The sequence below is a fragment of the Burkholderia sp. LS-044 genome, from assembly GCF_004803625.1.
Taxonomy (GTDB): Bacteria; Pseudomonadota; Gammaproteobacteria; order Burkholderiales; family Burkholderiaceae; genus Burkholderia; species Burkholderia cepacia.
The window spans coordinates 538,099-561,953 of the sequence record NZ_SSWO01000001.1; the positions used below are offsets into that span (position 1 = coordinate 538,099).

Here is a 23,855-nt window from a genome sequence, read left to right on the forward strand (position 1 = left end):
GCCCAGCCGAATATTTAATTTCCCATCACCATGCCGGCGACCCATACTCGCGAACAAATCCGAGACATAACGTCCACGGCGGCCGGGCCGTCGCAGCGTATACGCGCTGCCGGTTTCGCGCCCCGCACATGGAAGGAGACAACGGCGTGCAACTGGAAGCCACCCACCGCCCGGGCATCGTGCCCGGCGCGGTCGACGCATCGCATCGAACCGATTCGGCCGCGCGCGACCCCGCGCTGAGCCCGCGGCTGCACAACCCCGACCTCGCGCCCACCAAGGCCGAGGGGCGGACGTGGGGCCGCTACAGCATCTTTGCGCTGTGGACCAACGACGTGCACAACATCGCGAACTACTCGTTCGCAATCGGGCTGTTCGCGCTCGGCCTGTCGGGCTGGCAGATGCTCGCGTCGCTCGCGATCGGCGCGGTGCTCGTGTACTCCTTCATGAACCTCACCGGCTACATGGGCCAGAAGACCGGCGTGCCGTTCCCGGTGATCAGCCGGATGAGCTTCGGCATCTACGGCGCGCTGCTGCCCGCGATGATCCGCGCGGTGATCGCGATCGCGTGGTTCGGCATCCAGACCTATCTCGCGTCCGTCGTGCTGCGCGTGCTGCTCACCGCGATCTGGCCGGGCGTCGCCGCGTTCGACCAGGACGCGATCTTCGGGCTGTCGACGCTCGGCTGGGTCACGTTCGTCGCGATCTGGCTCGTGCAGATCGGCATCCTCACGTACGGGATGGAAATGGTCCGCAAGTACGAAGGGCTCGCCGGCCCGGTGATCCTCGTCACGACGCTGTCGCTCGCCGCGTGGATGTTCAGCCGCACGGGCGGCCATCTCGCGATGTCGATCGGCAAGCCGCTGACCGGCCTGAAGATGTGGACGGAGATCTTCGCGGGCGGCTCGCTGTGGCTTGCGATCTACGGCACGCTGGTGCTCAACTTCTGCGACTTCGCGCGCTCGTCGCCGAGCGCGAAGACGGTGCGGGTCGGCAACTTCTGGGGCTTGCCGGTCAACATCCTCGTGTTCGCGACGATCAGCTTCGTGCTCGCGGGCGCGCAGTTCAAGCTGAACGGCCACATCATCCACAGCCCGACGGAAATCATCGCGACGGTGCCGAACAAGCTGTTCCTCGTGCTCGGCTGCCTCGCGTTCCTGATCGTCACGGTCGCCGTGAACATCATGGCGAACTTCGTCGCGCCGGCCTTCGTGCTGACGAGCCTTGCGCCGCATCGCCTGTCGTTCCGCCGCGCGGGCCTGATCAGCGCGACGGTCGCCGTGCTGATCCTGCCGTGGAACCTGTACAACAGCCCGATCGTGATCGTCTATTTCCTGTCCGGCCTCGGCGCGCTGCTCGGCCCGCTGTACGGGATCATCACGGTCGACTACTGGCTCGTGCGCAAGCAGCGCGTGAACGTGCCCGACCTCTATACCGAAGCGCCGACCGGCACCTATTTCTACACGCGCGGCGTGAACCGCAAGGCACTTGCGGCGCTCCTGCCGTCCGCGCTGATCTCGATCACGCTCGCCGTCGTGCCGGCCTTCAGCGCGATGACGCCGTTCTCGTGGCTGCTCGGCGCGGCCATCGCGGGCAGCGTGTACTGGCTGCTGGCCGATCGCAAACGGCAATACGAGGAGCGCTCGGGCGAGCCCATCGCGGTCGCCTGCGCGCAACACTGAACACACGCATACGGAGTCAGCAATGAGGATCCTGGTAGTCAACGTCAACACGACCGAGTCGATCACCGACGCGATCGCCGCGCAGGCACAGTCCGCCGCGTCGCCGGGCACGGAGATCGTCGGGCTGACGCCGCGCTTCGGCGCGGAGTCGATCGAAGGCAACTTCGAGAGCTACCTCGCGGCGATCGCCGTGATGGATCGCGTGCTGAGCTACGACGAGCCGTACGACGCGGTGATCCAGGCCGGCTACGGCGAACACGGCCGCGAAGGCCTGCAGGAACTGCTGACGGTGCCCGTCGTCGACATCACCGAAGCGGCCGCGAGCGTCGCGATGCTGCTCGGCCATCGCTACTCGGTCGTCACGACGCTCGACCGCACGGTGCCGCTGATCGAGGATCGCCTGAAGCTCGCCGGGCTCGACGCGCGCTGCGCATCGGTGCGCGCAAGCGGCCTCGCGGTGCTCGAACTCGAGGAGAACCCGGCGCGCGCGATCGAGTCGATCGTCGGCCAGGCGCAGCGCGCGGTGAAGGACGATCACGCGGAAGTGATCTGCCTCGGCTGCGGCGGGATGGCCGGCCTCGACCGGCAGATCGAGGAATGCACGGGCGTGCCGGTCGTCGACGGCGTATCGGCCGCGGTCGCGCTCGCCGAGTCGCTGGTGCGCCTGAAGCTGAAGACGTCGAAGGTCCGCACGTACGCACCGCCGCGCCCGAAACGGATCGTCGGCTGGCCGGGCACCTTCGCAAAATGACGCGCCGCCGGCCGGCTGCTGCGTCGCGCTCGGGCATCGTGTCGCCGGGAGACGTATCGGCATGCGGGACACGCTAGAACCGGACGCACTGCCCCGCGGCGCGTCCGACGCCGCGGGCGCGCTCGACGTGCTCGATGCGCGGCTGATGCGCATCCTGCTCGTGCTGCTCACCGAGCGCACCGTGTCGCGCGCGGCCGTGCGGCTGAACATGTCGCAGCCGGCGACGAGCGCCGCGCTCAAGCGCCTGCGCACGCTGCTCGGCGATCCGTTGCTGGTGCGCAGCCGCTACGGGATGGTGCCGACCGAGTTCGGCGCGCGGCTGATCGAACCGCTGCGCAACGCGCTGCGCGTGATCGACTTCATCCGCATCCAGCAGCCGACGTTCGACGCGCGCACGTCGGTGCGCACCTACCGGATCGGCTGCCCCGACTACCTGAACGTGCTGTTCGTGCCGAAGCTCGTCGCGCTGTTCCGCGAACGCGCGCCGAACGCGCAGCTCGTGTTCCATCCGCTCGGCGACGGCTTCGACGACGAGCGCGCGCTGGCCGACGGCGAACTCGACGTCGTGATCGACAATCGCCCGGCGCGCTCGTCGCGGTTCCGGCAGGACGACCTGTTCGACGATCGCGTCGTATGCCTGATGCGCGCGACGCATCCGCTCGCGCGGCACGGCGCGATGACGGCCGCCGATTTTGCCGACGCGCCGCAGCTGTGCCCGACACCGTCGTGGCTCGAGGCGTCCGGCGCGATCGACCGGCAGCTCGAACGCGTGGGCCTGCAGCGGCGGATCGTCGTCACGCTGCCCCACTTCGAACTTGCCGCGCATGCGCTCGTGCGCACCGACATGCTCCTGACCACCACGTACCGGCTCGCGCGGCATTATGCGAAGCTGCTGCCGCTCGCCGCCGTCGCGCTGCCGGCGGAGCCGCCGGGCATCGTGTACCGGATGACGTGGAACGAATCAGGCGCGTGCGTGGACGGCGTGCGCTGGCTGCGCGGGCTGATCGCGGAAGCGACACGCGCGTGGCTCGACGCCGAGGCGATGCTGCCGGCGGTTGCCGCGGTTCCCGCCGGCGCAGCTGCGGACGCAGGGAACAGCGTGACGGCTGCGGGCGATACGGCCGATGCACCCGATACAGCCGCTACGGCCGATGCGCCCGAACCGGTTCGACGCACGCGCCGCAGGCAGGCGACGCATTGCCGTGCATCGCACCCGCCGCGCGTCGCCCATGCGGCACGCATCCACCGTCACGCGACGAAGTCGCATTGACCGGCGCGACCGACCGGCGCGACAACGCGCCGCTCCGTACGTCACACACTTTCACGCACCGTCACGCAGCATCGCGCATCGGTTGCGCAAGCAGCCTGCATGCAACGACGGCCACGACGAGCGCGAGCACGCCGCTCACCGTCAGCGCGTCGGCAAACCCGCTCGCGAACGCGACGGGCGCCGCCTTCGCGAGCGCGCCGGCGGCCGACGGCGGCACACGCTCGAGCGCCCGCGCCAGGTCGCCGGCCAGCAGGCTCGACATGAACGGCGCATCGGCGAACGCGCGCAGGCCGGGCGCGGCGGACAGCAGCCGGTCGAGCCGCGCCTGCGTGCTCGCCGCCAGCACCGCGCCGAGCACGCCGACGGCCGTCACGATCGCCGAGAAGCGCGTCGTCGTGCTGATGCCCGACGCCATGCCGGTGCGATTCGACGGCACGCACGCCATGATCGCCTTCTGCGTGTCGCCGTTCATGATGCCCGCGCCGCAGCCCGTCACGAACATGCCGATCGCGACGAGCCGGTAGTCGCCGGCGGCCGTCAGCGCCGCGGTCGCGAGGTTGCCCGCGCCGATCAGCGCGAGCCCACCCGCCAGCACGCCGCCGGACGACACGCGCGCGGCCAGCGCCGCGCCGAGCGACGGCCCGGCGATCATCGCGAACGCGAACGGCAGCATCCCGAGCCCCGCGTCGATCGCCGACATCCCGAACGCGTTCTGCAGGTACAGCGGCAGGAACGTCATCATCACCTGCGCGCACGCCGCATAACCGAACATCGCGAGCACGGCGCCGACGAAGCGCGGCTGGCTAAACAGCGCGAGATCGATCATCGGCCGCGCCTGCCAGCGCTCCGCGCCGACGAACGCCGCGAACAGCGCGGCGGCGAGCGCGAGCCGGCCGAGCGTCGCGGCCGACAGCCAGCCGTGCGACGGTGCGCCGATCAGGGCTGCGATCGCGCACGCGAGCGCCGCGCCGAACAACAGGCTGCCGGCCGCATCCACGCGCTTCGCGTGCGGATCGCGCGACTCGTCGATCGCGACGCGCGCGCCGGCCGCGAGCAGCATGCAGACGGGCAGGTTCAGCAGGAACACCCAGCGCCACCCGATCCATTGCGTGATCGCGCCGCCGACGAGCGGCGCGACGGCCGTCGCGATCCCCATGCACATGCCCCAGATCGCCCACGCGCGCGCCCGCTCGCGCCCCTCCGGAAAACGGTTCGCGATCACGGCGAGCGCGGCCGTCAGCAACAGCGCGGCGCCGCCGCCCTTCACCGCACGCGCGGCGATCAGCCAGCCGGCCGACGGCGCGACGCCGCAGCCGAGCGACGCGAGAAAGAACAGCGCGAGCCCCGCGCCGAGCATCCGCTTGCGTCCGAAGCGGTCGGCGAGCCCGCCGGCCGGCAGCAGGCAGGCGGCGAACGCGGTCATGTACGCGCTCACGACCCATTCGATATCGGCGAAGCTCGCGTGGAAACTGCGCGCGATGCTCGGCAGCGACACGGCGACGACGTTCGTGTCGAGCACGATCAGCGAGCAGGTCGCGGACGCGACGGCGAGCGTCGCGGCGGCGGGCATGCGGCCGCCCGTGCGCGGGGCGGCAACCGCGCCCGCGCGCGACGCCGGTGAAGACTGGGACATCGGACACTCCGCAACAGGTTGAACGAACCGTATGCTAGGCTTGCCCGGTATTGCCCGTCATTGACACTCAGACGCTTTTTTATTGACGAAAACTGCAATCATGGATCGGCTCGAATTCCGTCACGTGCGCGCGTTCCTGAGCGTCGCGCAGCACCTGCACTTCGCCCGCGCGGCCGAGGCGCTCGACATGGCGCCGCCCGCGCTCACGCGGCAGATCCAGGAAGCCGAACGCGTGCTCGGCGTGCGTCTCTTTCACCGGTCGCGCCGCGCGGTCACGCTGAGCGCGGCCGGCGAGGCCTATCTCGCCGAAGCGCGCGCCGCGGTCGAACACCTGCAGCGCGGCCGCGAACTCGCGGCGCTGGCCGAGCGCGGCGAGCTCGGCCGGATCGAGATCGGCTACGTGTCGTCGGCTGTCTATTCAGGCACGCTGCAGCGCACGGTCGGCGCGTTTCGCGACGCGCATCCGCGCATCGAACTGAACCTGCGCGAAGTGCCGATGGACGACGTCGCGAACCAGCTCGACACCGGCCGCCTCGACCTCGCGTACGTCCGCCCGCCGCTGCCGCTGCCCGGCGGCCTGCGGATCGTCACGCTGCAGCGCGACGTGTTCGTCGCGGCCGTGCCGGCCGGGTCGCGCTACGCGTCGATGGCCGCCGTTCGCGCGGCCGACCTCGCCGACGCGCGCTTCGCGGTGCCCGAACAGGAGCGCGGCACGCTCGAAGTCGCGCGCCGCGGCCGCTTCGCGCCGCTGGTCGCCGCCCGCCCGGGCGGCTTGCTCGCGGTGCTCGCGTGCGTGTCCGTGAACGGCTGGGTCGCGGTGATTCCCGATGCGCTCGCCGGCTGCGTGTCGCTGCCGGGTGTCGTGTACCGGCCGATCGCCGGCAAGCCGATCACGTCGGAACTCGCGCTCGCGCACCGGCGCTTCGAAAAGGCGCCGGCGGTGCGCGCGTTCCTGCGGACGGTTCCGTCGGCCGCGCAAGACGCTGGATGAAACGCCCGCGTGCGGCGACGGCGGCGATGGCCGCCGCCGCGGCGCGAATATGCATTGCACGATTCGATGTTTGTCGGCTGGAAACCGATTCCGTAACCTGCCCGGCAACCGCGCCACCTGCGCGCGGGTAACCGAGGACACTCCGCCGATGAACCCAACTTCCGCCCCGGCGCGCCGCCGCGTGCTGCAGCGTCTTGTCGCCCTCGCCGCCGCGCCGCTCGCCGGCGGCGTCGCACTGCCCGCCCATGCGGCGGGCGCCGACCCGTCGGGCGTCACGCTCGTGCTCGGCGACCAGGCCGGCGGCCTGCGCGCGCTCGCCGAAGCCGCGCGCGTGCTCGACGGCACGCCTTACCGGTTCCGCTGGGCCAACTTCCAGGGTGCCGCGCCGCTGTTCGAGGCGCAGCGCGCGGGGGCGATCGATCTCGCGCCGGCCGGCGACCTGCCCGTGCTGACGGCCGCGCTCGGCGATCCGTCATTGCGGATCGTCGCGACGCGCGTCGGCTCGGCGACATCGCTCGGCATCGTCGTGCAGCCCGATTCGCCGGTCCGCACCGTCGCCGACCTGAAAGGACAGACCGTCGTCGTGTCGTCCGCGCGCGGCAGCATTTCGCAGTACCAGCTGTACGGCGCGCTGCGCGAACACGGCCTCGCGCCGCGTGACGTCGACGTGCGCTTCGTGCTGCCCGTCGACGCGTTCGCCGCGTTCGAGGCGAAGCGGATCGGCATCTGGGCGACGTTCGACCCGTACTACGGGCATGCGGTACGACGCGGCGCGCGCGTCGTCCGTGACGGCAGCGGCATCAATTCCGGGCTGGCGTTCCTCACGTCGCCGGTCGAAACGCTCGACGATCGCGCGAAGCGCGCGGCGCTCGCGGACGTGCTGGCGCGGCTCGCCCGCGCGGGCCAGTGGGCGCTCGCGCATCCCGCCGACTATGCGACCGTCTATGCGTCGCTCACGCGCCTGCCGCCCGACGCGGCCACCGACATCGCACGCCGGGCCGCGCTCGCGCAGCGCAGCCTCAGCGGTGCCGACATCGACGTGCTGCAGCGTGTCGCCGACCGCGCGGCGGCCGATGCGATCCTGCCGCGGCGCGTCGACGTCGCCTCGATCGCGATCCGCAACGTGTCCGCCTGAACGATGACGCGCGTGGCGGCGTGCAGCGTTCAGCGCGGCCGCGGCATGTCGAGGTCCGGCACGTCGTCACCGAACGTGGAGGCGACGAGCGTGCGCATGGCGGCGACCAGCAGCATCGGCCCCGACTGGTTGAACGTGCAGCGCTCGCCCGCGACCGGCACGGCCCACCACGCGCCACGGCCGCCCTCGCGTTCGAAAGCGGCGAACGGCAGCCGCTCGACGATCGGGCCGCCGTCCGTCCACGATGTCGACGGCGCGAACGGAGCCGGCGCCGCGCCCGCCGCGCGAATCGACGTACACCCGGACGCATCGGCGCGCGGGGCGTCATGGCCCTGCGCGACCGCGACCCAGTAGTCCAGCGGCGCGCCTGTCAGATCCCGGACTTGCATACCCGTCTCCGTCACCGTCGTTATCGAATCGACATGCTGACCGTTGCATCTGCGGCGGTTGCGGTTCCCGATGGCGCCGAAGCGCGCTGCCATATCGCTGAAATCCCTCCCCCGAGCAAACCCGCGCACGTTGTCACGGCCGCGTCACTCGTGCGTACAATGATCCGACCGCTTGCCGCCGCCGTTCACGGCAAACGAATCAGGACATTACAAACAGAAAACACACAAAACTGCGCCGATCCGGAGCTGTTTCCGGGAGTTCGGCGACATCAGGACCAGACAATGCGGCGCAGACCTGATCTCACGGGGGGACATATGTCCAGGCACACCCGAAAGCCGTTGGTATCGCTCGTCGTACCCTTCCATGACGAGGCGGAAGCGATCGACGCATTCTTTGCGACTGCCCTTCCCATCCTCGAATCGATCGACACCACGCGCTTCGAAATCGTTTGCGTGAACGACGGCAGCCGCGACGACACGCTGGACAGGCTCATCGACATCGCAGCCGGCGACCCGCGCGTGCGCATCGTCGATCTCACCCGGCGCTTCGGCAAGGAAGCCGCGCTCACCGCCGGCATCGACGAAGCCGCCGGCACCGCCGTGATCCTGATCGATGCCGACCTGCAGGACCCGCCCGCTCTGATCCCCGCGATGGTCGAACGCTGGCTCGCCGGCGCCGAGGTCGTCGCCGCGAAGCGCACCGACCGCATGTGCGATCCGCTGATGCAGCGCGTGGCCGCCGCGCTCTACTACCGCGTGCACAACCGCCTCTCCGAAGTCGAAATGCCCGAGAACGTCGGCGATTTCCGGCTGATGGATCGCCAGGTCGTCGACGCGCTGCGTGCGCTGCCCGAACGGCGGCGTTTCATGAAAGGCCTGTTCGCGTGGGTCGGCTATCGCACCGAGATCATCGAATACACGCGTGCCCCACGCAGCGGCGGCCGCTCGAAATTCTCCGGATGGCGGCGCTGGAACTTCGCGCTCGAAGGCATCACGAGCTTCAGCACCGTGCCGCTGCGCGTATGGACCTACATCGGCCTCGCGTTCGCCGCCCTCTCGTTCATCTACGGCACGTTCATCGTCATGCGCACGCTGCTGTTCGGCAACCCCGTGCACGGCTACGCGTCGCTCATCTCCGTGATGCTGTTCGTCGGCGGCATCCAGCTGATCGGTATCGGCGTCATCGGCGAATACCTCGGCCGCATCTATCACGAATCGAAGCAGCGCCCCGTCTATCTCGTCCGGCGCCGTTACCGCGCCGCCGCCCTGGTGGGCCAACATCCGGCGCGGCACGTCGCGCAGCCGGATGCCTCGAAGCTGCTGCCGTTTCCGGTTCGGCGCGTCGCCCCTGCCCGACGACGGCAGACGGCCGCCGTGACCGCGGCAGCAGCACGCAACCTGTCGGTCAAGTAGCGCAGCATGGATATTTCCAGCTCATCGATTCAAGCTGACGAACGCCCTGTCCGCGTCTGGCTGACGCCCGGACGCATCGCGCTTTACAGCGCGGTCATGCTCGCGATCGGCGTGCTGTTCGTGTCGATCATGGTCCGGGTCGGCTTCCACTCGCCCGACCCGGGCCTGTTCCGCCCCGGCTCGGGGTTCACGGTGTTCTGGTCCGCGTCCCATCTGATGCGCCATGGCTCGCCGTGGCAGGTCTACGATGTCCCCGCGTTTTCGCGGGCGCTCGCCGACCTGTTCCCGATCACGGCCGGCCATGCGTTCCTGCCGTGGCTGTACCCGCCTTCATATCTGCTCGTGGTGGCGCCGTTCTCGCTGCTGCCCTATGCGATCGGCTATCCGCTGTTCATCGCGCTCGGCATCGTGCTGCTGGGCGTGTCGACCTGGCGCGTGTCGGGGCTCGCGGCGACGCCCGGCGCGAAACGTGTCGGCTGGCTCGCGCTGCTCGCATGTCCGGGCGTGCTCGTCACCGCGACGTACGGACAGAACGCGATGCTGACTGCGACGTGCGCCGCGCTCGCCGTGCATTTCGTCGATCGACGGCCGATGCTGGCCGGCTTCTTTATCGGACTCCTGTCGGTCAAGCCGCAACTCGCGTTGCTGTTCCCGTTCGTGCTGATCGCAGCGCGTGCGTGGCGCGCATTCGCGTGGGCCGCGGCCTTTGCGACTGCCTTCACCGCGCTGGGCATCGCGACAGGCGGCATCGAATCGCTCCATCTCTTCATGCAGAACGCGGGCGCGCTGCGTTCGCTGATCATCGAGCATGGCGTTCCGTTCTGGTTTGCGTCGCCGACGCCGTTCGCGGCGTTTCGTCTCGCCGGCCTGTCGCCGGCGCTCGCCTATGTTGGGCAGGCCGGCATCGCCGCGGTTGCGATCGCGGCCGCGTGCTTCGTCTGGCATCGCCATCAGGATGCGCGGATGCGCGTCGCGACACTGTTCATCGCGACGCTCGCCGTGAATCCCTATGTCTGGCACTACGAACTGTCCTGGCTGTGCGTCCCGATCGCGTGCATGATCGCCATCGGCTCGCAGGACGGCTGGCTGCGCGGCGAGCAAGGTTTCGTGGCCATCCTGTGGGCGCTGCCGCTTTACGAGTTTCTGAATCCGTGGATGCATCTGCCGCAGATCGGGCCGCTCGTGACGTCGATCGCGCTGCTCATGCTGCTGCGGCGCGGACGGTTTGCCAGTCGCGGTACGCGCGCCGCGCTCGTTCGCGCCCCGTGAGCCGATAGCCGCGCACCACGCCGGCACCCTGCCCGTGCCGACTGCTGCGCTCGGCAATCGCGTCCCGGGTCGCGCTCGGGCAGCGTCGGTGGCACCGTCGACGTCCGGCAAGTCAGGCTGACGCCCGCCCCACCACCACGCCCGCATCAATTCGTGTTACGAATCCCCGATTCCTGCCTACAATGATCAGAACGCCTGTCGTCCGGCCTGCAGCGGACGACGACCTGATCCATACGGCGCAGCACGAGCCGGATCTCTCGGGGGACGTATGTCCGCGCACGCCAGAAGGCCGCTGGTATCGCTCGTCGTACCGTTCCACGACGAGGCGGAAACAATCGACGCATTCTTTGCGGCAACGCTGCCCATCCTCGAATCGGTCGATACGATCCGTTTCGAGATCGTCTGCATCAACGACGGCAGTCGCGACGACACGCTGGACAGGCTCATCGACATCGCCGCCGGCGACCCGCGCGTGCGCATCGTCGATCTCACCCGGCGCTTCGGCAAGGAAGCCGCGCTCACCGCCGGCATCGACGAAGCCGCCGGCACCGCCGTGATCCTGATCGATGCCGACCTGCAGGACCCGCCCGCTCTGATCCCCGCGATGGTCGAACGCTGGCTCGCCGGCGCCGAGGTCGTCGCCGCGAAGCGCACCGACCGCATGTGCGATCCGCTGATGCAGCGCGTGGCCGCCGCGCTCTACTACCGCGTGCACAACCGCCTCTCCGAAGTCGAAATGCCCGAGAACGTCGGCGATTTCCGGCTGATGGATCGCCAGGTCGTCGACGCGCTGCGTGCGCTGCCCGAGCGGCGGCGTTTCATGAAAGGCCTGTTCGCATGGGTCGGCTATCGCACCGAGATCATCGAATACACGCGTGCCCCACGCAGCGGCGGCCGCTCGAAATTCTCCGGATGGCGGCGCTGGAACTTCGCGCTCGAAGGCATCACGAGCTTCAGCACCGTGCCGCTGCGCGTATGGACCTACATCGGCCTCGCGTTCGCCGCCCTCTCGTTCATCTACGGCGCCTTCATCGTCATGCGCACGCTGCTGTTCGGCAATCCCGTGCACGGCTACGCGTCGCTCATCTCCGTGATGCTGTTCGTCGGCGGCATCCAGTTGATCGGCATCGGCGTGATCGGCGAATACCTCGGCCGCATCTATCACGAGTCGAAGCAGCGCCCCGTCTATCTCGTGCGCCGCCGTTACCGCGCGCAGCGGGACGCCGCCGCGCATCCTGCGTCGAAGCTGCTGCAGTTCCCGCTCAAGCGCACGCACGCGGCCCGCCGCCGGACGCCGCTCCCCGCGACTGCCGCCGGCCACGGCGCGCGCAAAGTCTCCGTCAAGTAACCGCGTACACGCCGCATGGATCTCGCCCGGCAAACGATGCGATCGGCGGACCATCCCGTCCGCGCATGGCTGACACCGCGGCGCGTCGTTGCGTACAGCGCGGTCGCGCTCGCGTGCTACGCGCTGTTCGTCGCGATCTGGGTATCCGTCGTCCGTCATGCACCGGCCACCGCCCCGTCGCGCCCGGGCCCCGACTACGCGGTGTTCTGGACGGCGTCGTACGTGATGCTGCACGGCTCGCCGTGGCAAGCGTACGATGTGCCGACCTTCTCGCGGCTGGCCGCCGAGCTGTTCCCGCAGTTCCGCCGCGACGACCTCGTCGCGTGGCTGTACCCGCCCACCAACCTGCTGCTCGTGACGCCGCTCGCGCTGCTGCCTTTTGCGATCGGCTATCCGCTGTTCGTCGCGTTCGGTGTCGCCGTGTTCGGTTTCGCCGCATCGCGCGTATCGGGCCTCGGCGCAATCCCCGGCGCAGGGCGCATCGGCGGGTTCGCGCTGATCGCCGCCCCGTGCGTGTTCGTCACCGGGATGTTCGGGCAAAACGCGTTCCTGACCGCGTCGTGCGCGGCGCTGGCCGTCTGCTGGGCGGACCGCCGGCCGATGTGGGCCGGCCTCTGCATCGGCCTGCTGTCGGCCAAGCCGCAACTGGCGCTGCTGTTCCCGTTCGTGCTGATCGCCACGCGCGCATGGCGCACGATCGCGTGGGCCGCGCTCGCCACCGCCGCGTTCGCCGCATTGAGCGTCCTCGTCTGCGGCGTCGAGTCGCTCCATCGGTTCGTCGCCGGCACCGCGCTCGCGCGGTCGCTCCTCCTCGAGCAAGGTGTCGTGTTCTGGCTCGCGTCGCCGGCGCCGTTCGCCGCCTTTCGGCTCGCGGGCCTGACGCCCGGGCTCGCGTATGCCGCGCAGGCATGCATCGCGGCGCTGGCGATCTCAGCCGCCTGCATCGTGTGGACCCGTTCGCGCGACCTCCGCCTGCGTGCCGCCGTGCTGGCGGTCGCGACGCTCGCGGCGAACCCGTACGTGTGGCACTACGAGCTCGCGTGGCTCGGCATCGCGATCGCGTGCATGCTGGCGACCGGCTGGCAGGACGGCTGGCTGCGCGGCGAGCAGGCCGCGATCGCGCTCATGTGGCTGCTGCCGATCGTCGAATACCTGAACCCGTGGCTGCAATGGCCGCAGATCGGCCCGGCCGTGACGCTGTTCGCGCTCCTCGTGCTGCTGCGCCGCGCCGGCCCGCGTGCTCACAACGCGAGCCGCGGCGGCACGTAGACGCCGTAGTACGGCCCGACGCCGGTCCCTGAGCCCGACATCTTCACGCCGGCGACGAAGTGGCCCTGGATGTACTTGTACGTGCCGCCGAGCGACACGTCGATATGGAACGGCGCGAACGCGACGATCGGCACGGTGGTGCTGGTCGCGGTCTGCGTGACGACCGGCAGCACCACCGTCGTGCCGACCGGCACCGACGTATAGAGCGTCGCCTTCACGCCGGTCGCGAGATTGATGCTGTCGCCGATGTTGAGCGCCGTCGGGTTGCCGGTCACCATCAGGTTCCCCATCGTCGTCGTGTCGGTCGCGGTCGACTGGAACGAGGTCCACTGCCCGCCCATGCAGAGCAGGCCGTAGACCTGGCCGTTCGTGATCGAGAACTCGTACGGCTGGCCGGTCAGCGGATTGATCAGCGGCTGGTTGGTCGCGGCGTTCCAGTACAGGTTGTACACGCACTGGTCGATCGCAACCGGAAACAGCGCGCCGGCCGCCACCCCGCCCGGCGCCGCCAGCACCGCCACCGCGGTCGCGCTGCCGGAGGCGCCGGGGATCCCCAGCAGCCCGCCGAGCAGCAGCGGAATCGAGCCGCCGTTCACGCCGGGCGCGCGCGACACGGTGACCTGCACCGCCGGCACGTCGTAGGTGCCGGGCGTGATGGTCGTCGGCTGCATGGATGCGGGATTGCGCGTCACGTTCCAGTATCCGGTGGTCACCGTGCCGGTCGACAGCGTCGCACCGGCCGCCGAGTTCCGCGCGATCACGCCGTTCGCCGCCGGCGCGGCCTGCGACCAGTTCACCGCGCCGCCGCTCGGCGACATCATCGCATCGGCCCCCGCGAGCGCGGCCGCATCGGCCGCGTTCTGCAACTGGTTGTTCACCGTGACCACCCACGCGATGTCGATCGCCAGCGCGCCGAACGACAGCAGCGGAATCAGGAACATCAGGAAGAACAGCGCGACCGAACCGCGCTGCCGCGCGGGGCCGGCGGGTTGCGTCGCGCACACGTCATTCATAGAGCATCACCGAAGTCGCCGAGACCGTCACCGGGCCGGTGAGCGCGCTGAACGCGGAACCCAGCACGAGCCCCGTATACGTGTAGGTCACGGTCACCGTCAGCGCGGTGCCCGACGTCGTGCCGTTCGCCTGCGTCACGGTCACCGCCGGGGTGGTCGCGGTGCCGCCGGTGATCAGGCTGTTCTGCATCGCGTTCTGCGCGATGCCCGCGATCTGCGTCGTGGTCAGCATCGGCACGCGCAGCACGACGCCGGCCCGCGCGGCCTCGCGGCTCGCGTTCGTGATGACGGCCTTGTCGCACAAGATCAGGCTCGTGTCGATGATGCCGATCAGCACCATCAGCAGGAACGGCAGCATCAGCACGAATTCGAGAGACACGACGCCGCGCGCGCGGCGGGCGCCGGTCGCCCCGCGTGTCATTTTGCGGCCCCCGCACCCGGCGGCGCGACGCCCGGCTCCAGCGCCGCGCCGGACATCGGCGGCGCGGCGCTGGAGCCGCCGGCACCGCCCCCGCGCGACGCGAGCCGCGTGCGCACCGCCTGGTAGAAGCGCAGGTTGTCGGCCACCGCCGACGCGGGCAAATCCGCGGACAGCAGCTTCTTCGCCGAATCGGTATTGCCGAGCACGCCGTACGCGAACGCGAGGTTCTGGCGCGCCTGCCACGGCGCGGACGGCAGCCCGGCGACGTCGAGCAGCACGTTCACGCCTTCGCGCGGCCGGTTGCTCAGCACGAGCGACAACCCGAGGTCGACGCGCAGCCCCTGCGCGTCCGGGTGCGCGCGCAGCGCGTCGCGATAGACGACCTGCGCATCCGCATGACGCCCCTGCAGGTCGAGCACGGTGCCGAGCCCTTCCGCCGCGAGCGGATGGTTCGGCTGCGCGGCCAGCAGGTCGCGATAGCGCTGCGCGGCTTCGTCGAGACGCCGCTGCCGCAACGCGACGCGCGCGAGCCCGAGCCGCGGGCCGAGTTCCGCGGGCGCCTGCCGCTGCGCCTCGTCGTAGAGCATCCGCGCGCGCTCCAGGTCGCCCGCGCGATAGTTGACGTCGCCGAGCCCCAGGCGCGCCGCAAGCGATTCGGGATGCTTCGCGAGCACCTTCTCGTACAGCGTCGATGCGAGATCGACGTTGCCGCCGGCGAGCGCGCTGTCCGCGATGCGTAGCTCGGCCTGCGGGTCGTCGCTCTTGTGCGACAGCACCGGCCGCGTCTGGATGCCCGGCGCGCAGCCGCCGGCCAGCACCGGCAGCACGGCCGCGAGCGCGAACGCGAACGCACGTACGACGGATCGTGTCATCTGAATACCTCGAGCAGGCGAATCGCCGCCGGGCCCGCTGCGATCAGGCACACAGTCGGCAGGATGAACAGCATCATCGGCAACGTGATCTTCGGCGCCAGCTTCGCGGCCCGTTCCTCGAGCGCGACGATCTGCTCGGTGCGCTCGGTGCGCGACAGGGTGCGCAGTGCCTGCGTGATCGGCGTGCCGAAGCGCTGCGACTGCGTGAGCGTCGTCGCGAGCGACCGCGCCGACGTGAAATCGACGCGCGTCGCGAAATGCGCGAGCGTCGCGGACACGTCGCCGCTCAGCGTGAGCTCGTCCGCGCACACCGTCAGCTCGTCGGCGAGCGGCGGGCAGATGCGCGACAGTTCGTGTGCGACGCGCCGGATGCCCGACGCGAGGCTGTTGCCGGCCATCGTGCAGATCACCAGCAGGTCGAGCGCGTCCGGAAAGCACGCGGCGATGAGCCGCCGCCGCCGCCGGATCATCGCGCCGAGCACGTACTCCGGCACGATCACGCCGACCACGAACGCGGCGACCATCGCCAGCGCCCGGATCACGAAGTATTCGCCGAAGCGCGGAATCAGCGGGCTGAACACGATCGCGCCGCATGCGAACAGCACGCCGCAGCTCAGCTTGATCCCGATCATCGACGACACCGCGCGGCGCTCGCGAAAACCCGCGCGCGTCAGTTGCAGGCCGAGCTTCACGCGCTGCATCGGGTCGAGCACCGGCAACCGTTCGCCCAGCTGCGCGAGCCGGCGCGTCAGGTCCTGGCGAACGCCGCCCGGCTGCAGCCACCCCGTCACGGGTGCCGGCGGGTGCTGCCCGGCAGCCTGCCGCACACGCACGGCGATCCGCTGGCGGGTGCCGCCGCCGGGGCTGCCGAGCGCCGCCGCGACACAGGCGAGCAACAGCAGCAATTCGAAGCCGCGGGCGGCCAGTATCGACATCGTCATCGCGCGGTATCCAGTTTCGAGATCTTGCGGATCACCAGCAGGCCGACCGTCAGCAACCCGGCCGCGATCGTCAGCATCGTGTTCCCTGCGTGCGTCGAGAACAGCAGCATCACGTAGTCGCGGTTCACGAGGAACAGCGCGCCGATCATCACGAACGGCACCGCCGAAATGATGTTCGTCGTGATGCGCCCCTCGGCGGTCAGCGCGCGGGTCTTCAGGCGGATGTCGCGGCGCGTGCGGATGATGCTCGACAGCTCGTCGAGCGTTTCGCCGAGGCTGCCGCCGGTCTCGCGCTGCAGCAGCAGGTAGACGGTGAAGAACGAGAAGTCCGCGATCATCAGCCGGTCCGCCGCCTGCGTCAGCACGTCCTTGAGATCCGCGCCGACGCGCAGGCTGTCGCCCATCGAACGGAACGTCGCGCGCACCGGTTCGGCCGCGCCGTCGCCGACCATGCCGATCGCCTGCGTGACCGGAATCCCCGCGCGCACGGCCCGCACGATCACGTCGATCGCGTCCGGGAACGCTTCGAGAAAGCGCACCCGGAACCGGTCGACCAGCGCGCGGTAGCTGGCGCGCATCGCGACCAGCGGCAACCCGGCATAGATCAGCGGACGCAGGAAGTCCGGCGGCCCGATCAGCTTCACCACGATGATCGCCGCGATCGCACCGGCGATCGTGCTCGCGACGACGATCCTCACCCCGCCCTTGCCGCCGACCGCGCGCACCCGCGTCACGCGGCGTTGCAGCCATGCGCGCAGGCGGCCTTGCCGGCGCTCGAGGTTGAACAGCGCGACGCCGGGCGCGGCGGACGCGTGCCCGGCGTGCCCGGCGAGCGACGGCGACAGCTTTCGCATCCGTGCGCGGATGCGCTGCGCCGGATGATGGCTCGCGCGATCGAACAGCGACGACAGCACGAGCCCGATCGCGAGGATCGTCACGAACCCGCCCGCCGCGAACAGGTCGGCGGCCCTCATTGCCGGAAGACCTCGGCGAGCGCATCCTCGACGCCGTAATACGCGGCACGCGCCGCGAATCCCGGCCGCAACGGCGATGCCTCGAACACGCCCTTCACCGCATCGCGCGTCGTGTCGCCTTCCTGGCGGAACACGAACAGGTCCTGCGTGATGACCACCTCGCCTTCCATCCCGACGATCTCGGTGATCCGCGTCACGCGCCGCACCCCGTCGCGCATCCGCTCGATCTGCACGAACAGGTGCACGGCGCTCGCGATCTGGCGGCGGATCGACAGCAGCTGCAGGTTCGCGTTCGCCATCATGACCATGCTCTCGAGCCGGCTGATCGCGTCGCGCGGCGAATTCGCGTGAATCGTCGTCATCGAGCCGTCGTGCCCCGTGTTCATCGCCTGGAGCACGTCGAACGCCTCGGGGCCGCGAATCTCGCCGAGGATGATGCGGTCGGGCCGCATCCGCAGCGCGTTGCGCACGAGATCGCGCTGCGAGATCCCGCCGAGCCCCTCGGTATTTTCCGGGCGCGTCTCGAGGCTCACGACGTGCGGCTGCAGCAACTGCAGCTCGGCGGCATCCTCGATCGTCACGATCCGTTCGTGCTGCTCGATATGCTGCGACAGCGCGTTGAGCAGCGTCGTCTTGCCCGAGCCGGTGCCGCCCGAGATCACGATGTTCAGCCGGCACGCGCACGCGACCTTCAGCACCTGCAGCATCGGATGCGAGATGTTGCCCTGCTGCGCCATCCGCGCGAGCGTGATGTCGCGCTTCGCGAACTTGCGGATCGAGATCGACGGGCCGCGCATCGCGATCGGCGGCAGCACGACGTTCACGCGGCTGCCGTCGGCGAGCCGCGCATCGACCATCGGGCTGCTCTCGTCGACGCGCCGCCCCACCGCCGCCGCGATCCGCTGCGCGACGCTCGCCACGTGCGCGTCGTCGCGAAACTTCAGCGACGTGAGCTCGAGCCGGCCCGCGCGCTCGACGTACACCTGGTCGGGCCCGTTGACAAGGATGTCGGTGACCGTGTCGTCGGCCAGCAGCGGCTCGATCGGCCCGACGCCGAACATGTCGTTCAGGATCGCATCGACGATCAGCACCTGCTCGCCGGCCGTGATCTTCAGGCGCTCGCGCTCGACCGTGTGCGCGGCCACCTGCTCGATGCCCGCGCGCACCTCGTCGCGCGTCTTCATCAGCGCCGCCGACATGTTCATCGACGTGAACACCGCGTGGCGGATCGCATCGAACTTGCTCGACCGGATCAGCGCCTCGTGGGTATCGGCCGCCACGGGGGCACGGGCCGATGCCGACGCGGGCGCAGGTGCTTCCGCCGGAGCCGGAGCCGGTGCCGGCTCGTGCGCCACGGCGGGCGTCGCGGCCGGCACGGGGTTCGCCGGCGGCCGGTTGCGGGTACCGAACGTCACGATCCCTTCCTCCACTTGACGAGCCGCGCATACCACGGCTCGGCGACGACCATCGGCTCGCCGGTGATGCCGTTCGCGAGCTGCCGGATCTGATCCACGAAGCCGTGCCGCTTCGCGCCTTCGATCGGCTCGCCGAGGTTCTCGGCGACGGCGAGCGTCTGCGGCTCGTGCGGCAGTTCGTGCAGCGGCGCGCCGCCGAACGCCTCCTCGAAATCGACCGGCTCGACCCGGCCCGCGACGGGCGCGAGCGGGTTGTTCAGCACCATCGACAGCAGCCGCTCGCCGGGCAGTTCCCGCACGAAGCGCACGAGCCGCGCGGCCTCGTATGCGGCATGCACCGAGCGGTCGACCACGACATGAACGAGATCGGACGCGACGAGCGCGTCCTCGAGCAGCTTGCCGGCGCCGCTCCCGACGTCGAACAGCACGTAGTGGAAGCGGTCCTTCAGCATGTCGACCAGGCGCGCGACGGCCTCGTCGCCCACCGGGGTGTCGGCGCCATACGCCAGCTCGGCGGACAGCACGTGCAGCCGGTCGCCCTTCGTGACGAACATGCGCTCGAACAACGCGTCGTCGGGGCGCTGCCCCATGTTCAGCAGTTCGATCAGCCCGTTGTTGCTGGACAGCCCGAACATCGAGTTCGCGCCGCCGCCATGCAGGTTCAGGTCGACATAGGCCACGCGGCGGCGCTTCTCGCCCGCCAGGAAGCGCGCGAGGCTCACCGTGATCGTGGTCGCGCCGACGCCGCCGCGGGCGCCGACGAAGCTGACGACCTTGCCGGTACGCGCCTGGACGACCGATTCCGTGGCCGTCAGCGCGCGCCGCATCAACTCGACGGTCAGCGGCTTGACGATGTAGTCCTGCACGCCGATGCCGAGCAGGTTGCGAAACAGCCCGACGTCGTTCTGCGTGCCGATCGCGATGACGCGCACCGACGGGTCGCACACGTCGGCGAGCCGCATCAGGTCCGACACCGGCAGCACCGAATCCGACACGTCGATGACGAGCTGGCGCGGCGAACGCTCGTACTGCTGCAGCAGCCGGATCGCATCGTCGCAGGTGCCCGCCTGCAGATGGGTGCGCGTGATCGACAGCTCCTGCGCGACGCGGCGTATCACGTCCTCGCTGCCCGGATCGGCGACGACCGCGACGAGATCGGCCGCCCCCGCGGACGCGGCGCGCCGGGTGTGCTGGCGATCGAGGAGGTTCATGGGCGGCATCGTGATGGCATCCGGGTCGGTTCAATGGCCGGGCGAGCCGGTCGTCAGCGTCTTGCCGGGCGTCGGCTGCTTCACGCGGTCCTCGACGTAGCGGCGCACTGCGTCGGCCGCGGCCTGCGCGTCCGCGCCGCCGTACGGCACGGGCGCGACGAGATCCTCCGGCCGCGCGAGCATCGCCGCGAGGTTCGAGTAGGTCGCGCAGCCGAACGGCACGCCGGGCCGCGCGTACCCCGCGTCGACGAGATGCGACGGCTGCATCAGCGTCGCGCAATCGGGCGGCACCGCGCGCGCGCCGTCGAAGCCGATCGTCCGCGCATCGGGCAGGTTGACCGGCGGCGGCGCCGACAGGCAGCCCGCGAGCCCCAGCGGCAGCAGTGCGGCAACGATCGATCGGGTTCGCATGGGCGCGCCTCCGGTTCAGTACACGAAGCCCGCGGCGCCGACGAGGCGCGGCGTATCGCCCGACAGCAGGTCGAGCCCCAGGTTGCGCTGCACCGCGAACTCCAGGTCGCTGCTCGGCCGCGCGACCGTGTCGATCGCCTGCTCGAGCTGGCCGGGCCCGGCCGGCTGCACGATGTACGGCGTGACGATGACGACCACCTCGGTCTTGTTGTCCTGGAAGTTCTTCGACGAAAACAGCCGGCCGATGATCGGCAGCCGGCCGAGCCCCGGGATCTGCGACACGGTGTCGGCCGTCTGGCTCTGCAGGAGCCCGCCGATCGCGAAGCTCTGCCCGCTCGACAGCTCGACGGTCGTCTCGACGCGCCGCACCGTGAGCCCCGGCACCTTGACGCCGCCGGTCGTCACGCTGTTGTTCGCATCGACCTCGCTCACTTCCGGCCGCACCTTCAGGCTGATCCGGTTGTCGGCGAGCACGGTCGGCGTGAAATCGAGCGACACGCCGAACGGCTTGAACTCGACCGTGATCGCGCCGGTCGACGAGCCGGCCTGCGCGACCGGGATCGGAATCTCGCCGCCCGCGAGGAAGCTCGCGGTCTCGCCGGACATCGCGGTGAGGTTCGGTTCGGCGAGCATCGTGATCAGGCCCTCCTGGTCGAGTGCGTCGAGCACCACGTCGATCGACCAGCGTCCCGCGCGGAACCCGCCGAGCACCGAGAACGCGCCCGTCGGCGACAGGTTGAACAGGCTGGTCGTCGGATCGAACAGCGTGCGCCCGTTGAACAGCCCGCCGACGAAGTTGCCGGCCCCGCCCAGCGAGCTCCAGTTGATGCCGAGCTGCTGCGTGATGTTGCGGCTCACCTCCGTCACCCGCACGCGCAGGTTCACCTGGATCGGGCGCGACAGCGTGAGCCGGTTGACGATCTTTTCCTTGTCGTGCAGGTACGGCGTGAGCGACTGCATCACGGCGTCGGCGTCGGCCGCGCTCGGCACCTTGCCCGACACCATCAGCGAGCCCGGCGCACCGGACACCGACAGCTTCAGTTGCGGGAAGCGGCTGTCGAGCACGCCCTGCAGCGATGCCGTGTCGACCTGCACGATCACCGTCTTGCGCAGGATCGGACGATGGTTCGCGCCGAGCGCGATCAGCGTGGTCGTGCCCGCCTTCTTGCCGAACACGAATACGGTACGCGGCGACGGCACCTGGATGTCCGCGATGGCCGGATCGGCGACGAACATCGCGGTTGCGGGCTCGGGCAGCGACAGCAGTTCGCCCTTGCCGGTCGCGATCGACAGCGCCGCGCCCGCGTCCGGCGCCCGCGCGACCTGCGCGGCGGCGCCCCCGCACGCGATGCCGCAAGCCAGGCCCAGGAAAGCGATCCAACGAACCATGCGCACCATGCGTGTTCCCGTCAAATGCCGGCCGCCGGACGGACGGCCCGAATCGTCAATCCGTCACTGCACCGTCGCTCCCGGCGGCGGCGCACCCGCCTGCGCCGCGACATTGGCACCGCCCGGTGCCGCGGGCATCGCCGGCCACGACGGCAGCCCGGACGGCAGCGGCGGCAGGCCCGGCGTGCCGGTTCCGCCGCCGTGCGATCCGTCGTCGACCGACGAACCGCGATAGATCACGACGGCGTTGTTCCGCCACGCCGGCCGCGCGCCCGCTTCCGGCCCGGCGGACGGCTCGCGTGCGGTCTCGCGCGCCGCGCGCGACACGTCGCCGGCCCACACCGGCTGGGTATCGGCCTCCTGCTCGTCGCCGCCCGCCGGCTGCCGCCGGTCGCTCGTCGCGAAGCTGCGCAGCGCGAGCGACAGCGAGCCGAGGCGGGTCGCCACCAGCACGACCTGCGCGGTGCGCGGCGCGACCTCGAGCGTGACCGTGCGCGCGCGCGCCGTCGCGTCCGGCGCGCTCGCGGGCGCCTTCGCGCGCTGGAATTCGGAACCGACCGCGAGCACGCGCGCACGCCGCACCACCGTCTCCGCTTCGAACGTGCCCGGCGACGTCGCCGAGCCGCCGATCTGCTGCGTCAGCAACACGTCGACGAAGTCGCCCGGCTGGATCAGCCCCGCGTTGCCCGACACGTCGTCGACCGGCACCGAGATCGCGCGCATGCCGGGTTGCAGCGCGGCCGCGAGAAAATCCGGCGCGCCGGCCGGAATCACGTTCTCGACGCGAATCGGCGCGCCCGCGCCCACGTGGTTGCGCAGCAGCGCGCCCTTCAGGTCCGCGCCCGGCTGCGACTCGACGAACGCGCCGGCCGGCACCTGCGCGCGCGGCATGCGTTTCCACGCGAGATCGTTGTCGCGCAGCAGCAGCCCTTCCGGCAGGTCGGCGGCGGCGACCCGCACGCGCGCCTGATCCGTTTCGGCGGGTACCGACGGCGTCGATGCGGCGACGTAGAGTTCGCGCAGGATGAACGCACCGATGCCGGCGGCAACGACGAGCACGGCCATTCTCAGCGGTTTGGGCATGGCGGCGTGCGTCCCCCGGGCTAGGTAAGCGAAACCGTGTGTGGAAACGACGCCCAGACGGCCAGCGTGCCGCCGAGCGCCAGCGCCACGCCGTACGGCACGCCGCGCGCGTCGATCGCGTGCACCGGCGTGGCGCGCCGCGACCGCGATACCAGCAACGCGACGCCGCACAGGGCACCGCCCGCGCCGACACTCGCCAGCACCGGAAACACCAGTGCCGGGCCGGCCCACAGGCATACCGCCGCCGCGAGCTTGACGTCGCCGCCGCCGATCCAGCCCGCGTGACGCATCGCGCCGAACAGCACCAGCGTCGCCGCGCCGATCGCGACATGCCCGGCCAGCGGCGCGAAGCCGTCGCGCGCCAGCGCCGCCGCGACGAAATACAGCGCCGCGAACGCGAGCACCACGCGATTGGACAGCCGCCGGTCGCGCAGATCCTGCGCGGCGAGCGAAGCCAGCAAGACCGTGGCCACCGACTGCACGAGCGTGAGCATGGGAGAGCCGTCCGTCGACACGCACCGGCCGCGGATACGTTCTACCGCTGCGGATCCCGGTGTTCGTCGGTGGCGCGCGGGTTCAGCGGATCAGATCAGGCTCGTCACCTTGTTGATCAGCGTCGTGAATATGCTCGGCAAGCCGCCGGTGTTGCTGCTGAGGATCACGCCGACCGCCGCCAGCGCGACCACGACGATGCCGGCCAGCACTGCGTATTCGAGCGAGCTGACGCCGCGTTCGTCACGCAGCAGGGACTTGACGTATTGCAGCATGGCAACCTCCGTGTAACGGGTCGGTGACCGACCGTTGAACGCAAAGACGCACCCTTGCTCCGGCGGTTGCGCAGGACCTTCGCCCATTGCGATGCCTGCGGGCGACCCTGGCACTGGGTCGTTCGCATCCCCCGGAATACTCTCGATCACGACAACACGCGGCGCGCAACGATGACTTCGACCGTTGCATGCCCGCATCCATGGTGCGGTC

Annotated in this window: 23 protein-coding genes; 9 read left to right on the forward strand and 14 right to left on the reverse strand. The window is 70.3% G+C overall.

Going from position 1 to position 23,855, the window contains the following annotated elements; translation table 11 throughout:
- Window positions 1-128 precede the first annotated feature (128 nt).
- From E9536_RS02355 to E9536_RS02365, 3 genes are all read left to right on the forward strand, one after another.
- A complete protein-coding gene (locus E9536_RS02355) occupies window positions 129-1,679 on the forward strand; it encodes an NCS1 family nucleobase:cation symporter-1 (protein WP_136469210.1) in 1,551 nt (516 codons plus the stop codon).
- A gap of 22 nt (window positions 1,680-1,701) precedes the next feature.
- Window positions 1,702-2,430 (forward strand): aspartate/glutamate racemase family protein, encoded by a 729-nt coding sequence (locus tag E9536_RS02360; RefSeq protein ID WP_136469211.1) that lies wholly within the window; start codon window positions 1,702-1,704, stop codon window positions 2,428-2,430.
- Between the two features lie 61 nt (window positions 2,431-2,491).
- Window positions 2,492-3,700 carry a LysR family transcriptional regulator gene (locus tag E9536_RS02365; RefSeq protein ID WP_124674291.1) on the forward strand — a complete coding sequence of 403 codons (1,209 nt, stop codon included), beginning with the start codon at window positions 2,492-2,494 and terminating at the stop codon, window positions 3,698-3,700.
- 61 nt (window positions 3,701-3,761) lie between these two features.
- Here E9536_RS02365 and E9536_RS02370 read toward each other — a convergent pair whose 3' ends face one another.
- Window positions 3,762-5,333, reverse strand: a complete 1,572-nt coding sequence (locus tag E9536_RS02370) for an MFS transporter (RefSeq protein WP_136469212.1) — start codon at window positions 5,331-5,333, stop codon at window positions 3,762-3,764.
- 100 nt (window positions 5,334-5,433) lie between these two features.
- On the opposite strand from E9536_RS02370, the gene E9536_RS02375 reads away from it, so the two are divergent.
- Together E9536_RS02375 and E9536_RS02380 are read left to right on the forward strand one after the other, a co-directional pair.
- Window positions 5,434-6,324 carry a LysR family transcriptional regulator gene (locus tag E9536_RS02375; protein WP_060085037.1) on the forward strand — a complete coding sequence of 297 codons (891 nt, stop codon included), beginning with the start codon at window positions 5,434-5,436 and terminating at the stop codon, window positions 6,322-6,324.
- Between the two features lie 148 nt (window positions 6,325-6,472).
- Window positions 6,473-7,459 carry an ABC transporter substrate-binding protein gene (locus E9536_RS02380; RefSeq protein WP_027791218.1) on the forward strand — a complete coding sequence of 329 codons (987 nt, stop codon included), beginning with the start codon at window positions 6,473-6,475 and terminating at the stop codon, window positions 7,457-7,459.
- Window positions 7,460-7,488: 29 nt separating this feature from the next.
- Here the strand turns inward: E9536_RS02380 and E9536_RS02385 are convergent, their stop codons facing one another.
- Window positions 7,489-7,848, reverse strand: coding sequence for a phage protein NinX family protein (locus E9536_RS02385; RefSeq protein WP_136469213.1), 360 nt, complete (start codon window positions 7,846-7,848; stop codon window positions 7,489-7,491).
- A gap of 315 nt (window positions 7,849-8,163) precedes the next feature.
- On the opposite strand from E9536_RS02385, the gene E9536_RS02390 reads away from it, so the two are divergent.
- The 4 genes from E9536_RS02390 (at window position 8,164) to E9536_RS02405 (ending at window position 13,147) form a co-directional block, all read left to right on the forward strand.
- Entirely contained in the window at window positions 8,164-9,261 is a 1,098-nt protein-coding gene (locus E9536_RS02390; RefSeq protein ID WP_134257559.1) for a glycosyltransferase family 2 protein, read from the forward strand.
- 6 nt (window positions 9,262-9,267) lie between these two features.
- Entirely contained in the window at window positions 9,268-10,530 is a 1,263-nt protein-coding gene (locus E9536_RS02395; protein ID WP_136469214.1) for a glycosyltransferase family 87 protein, read from the forward strand.
- 268 nt (window positions 10,531-10,798) lie between these two features.
- Window positions 10,799-11,878, forward strand: coding sequence for a glycosyltransferase family 2 protein (locus E9536_RS02400; protein ID WP_060173196.1), 1,080 nt, complete (start codon window positions 10,799-10,801; stop codon window positions 11,876-11,878).
- Window positions 11,879-11,893: 15 nt separating this feature from the next.
- Window positions 11,894-13,147, forward strand: coding sequence for a glycosyltransferase family 87 protein (locus E9536_RS02405; protein ID WP_136469215.1), 1,254 nt, complete (start codon window positions 11,894-11,896; stop codon window positions 13,145-13,147).
- Here the strand turns inward: E9536_RS02405 and E9536_RS02410 are convergent.
- The 12 genes from E9536_RS02410 to E9536_RS02465 all read right to left on the reverse strand — a co-directional run bounded on the left by E9536_RS02410 (window position 13,120) and on the right by E9536_RS02465 (window position 23,644).
- The gene (locus E9536_RS02410; RefSeq protein ID WP_124841008.1) at window positions 13,120-14,160 is read right to left on the reverse strand and encodes a TadG family pilus assembly protein; all 1,041 of its coding nucleotides are present in this window, start codon (window positions 14,158-14,160) and stop codon (window positions 13,120-13,122) included. The two genes, E9536_RS02405 and E9536_RS02410, sit on opposite strands and share 28 nt — an antisense overlap.
- Complete coding sequence (locus E9536_RS02415) at window positions 14,153-14,581, reverse strand: TadE family protein (protein WP_021162502.1); 429 nt, start codon at window positions 14,579-14,581, stop codon at window positions 14,153-14,155. The genes E9536_RS02410 and E9536_RS02415 overlap by 8 nt, the downstream gene beginning before the upstream one ends.
- On the reverse strand, window positions 14,578-15,453 hold the full coding sequence (locus tag E9536_RS02420) for a tetratricopeptide repeat protein (RefSeq protein WP_136469216.1): 876 nt from the start codon (window positions 15,451-15,453) through the stop codon (window positions 14,578-14,580). The genes E9536_RS02415 and E9536_RS02420 overlap by 4 nt, the downstream gene beginning before the upstream one ends.
- The gene (locus E9536_RS02425; RefSeq protein ID WP_136469217.1) at window positions 15,450-16,394 is read right to left on the reverse strand and encodes a type II secretion system F family protein; all 945 of its coding nucleotides are present in this window, start codon (window positions 16,392-16,394) and stop codon (window positions 15,450-15,452) included. The genes E9536_RS02420 and E9536_RS02425 overlap by 4 nt, the downstream gene beginning before the upstream one ends.
- Window positions 16,391-17,368 carry a type II secretion system F family protein gene (locus tag E9536_RS02430; RefSeq protein ID WP_136469218.1) on the reverse strand — a complete coding sequence of 326 codons (978 nt, stop codon included), beginning with the start codon at window positions 17,366-17,368 and terminating at the stop codon, window positions 16,391-16,393. The genes E9536_RS02425 and E9536_RS02430 overlap by 4 nt, the downstream gene beginning before the upstream one ends.
- Window positions 17,365-18,783, reverse strand: a complete 1,419-nt coding sequence (locus E9536_RS02435; protein ID WP_059484272.1) for a CpaF family protein — start codon at window positions 18,781-18,783, stop codon at window positions 17,365-17,367. Before E9536_RS02435 ends, E9536_RS02430 begins: the two co-directional genes overlap by 4 nt.
- The gene (locus E9536_RS02440) at window positions 18,780-20,003 is read right to left on the reverse strand and encodes an AAA family ATPase (protein WP_060194759.1); all 1,224 of its coding nucleotides are present in this window, start codon (window positions 20,001-20,003) and stop codon (window positions 18,780-18,782) included. Before E9536_RS02440 ends, E9536_RS02435 begins: the two co-directional genes overlap by 4 nt.
- Before the next feature lie 21 nt (window positions 20,004-20,024).
- Window positions 20,025-20,405 carry a CpaD family pilus assembly lipoprotein gene (locus E9536_RS02445; RefSeq protein WP_021164087.1) on the reverse strand — a complete coding sequence of 127 codons (381 nt, stop codon included), beginning with the start codon at window positions 20,403-20,405 and terminating at the stop codon, window positions 20,025-20,027.
- Between the two features lie 15 nt (window positions 20,406-20,420).
- Window positions 20,421-21,803 (reverse strand): type II and III secretion system protein family protein, encoded by a 1,383-nt coding sequence (locus tag E9536_RS02450; protein WP_136469219.1) that lies wholly within the window; start codon window positions 21,801-21,803, stop codon window positions 20,421-20,423.
- 54 nt (window positions 21,804-21,857) lie between these two features.
- Entirely contained in the window at window positions 21,858-22,877 is a 1,020-nt protein-coding gene (gene cpaB, locus E9536_RS02455; RefSeq protein ID WP_136469220.1) for a Flp pilus assembly protein CpaB, read from the reverse strand.
- A 20-nt stretch (window positions 22,878-22,897) separates the two neighbouring features.
- Complete coding sequence (locus E9536_RS02460; RefSeq protein WP_027791206.1) at window positions 22,898-23,371, reverse strand: prepilin peptidase; 474 nt, start codon at window positions 23,369-23,371, stop codon at window positions 22,898-22,900.
- 90 nt (window positions 23,372-23,461) lie between these two features.
- Window positions 23,462-23,644: a Flp family type IVb pilin gene (locus E9536_RS02465; protein WP_027791205.1), complete on the reverse strand. Its 183-nt coding sequence runs from the start codon at window positions 23,642-23,644 to the stop codon at window positions 23,462-23,464.
- Window positions 23,645-23,855 lie beyond the last annotated feature (211 nt).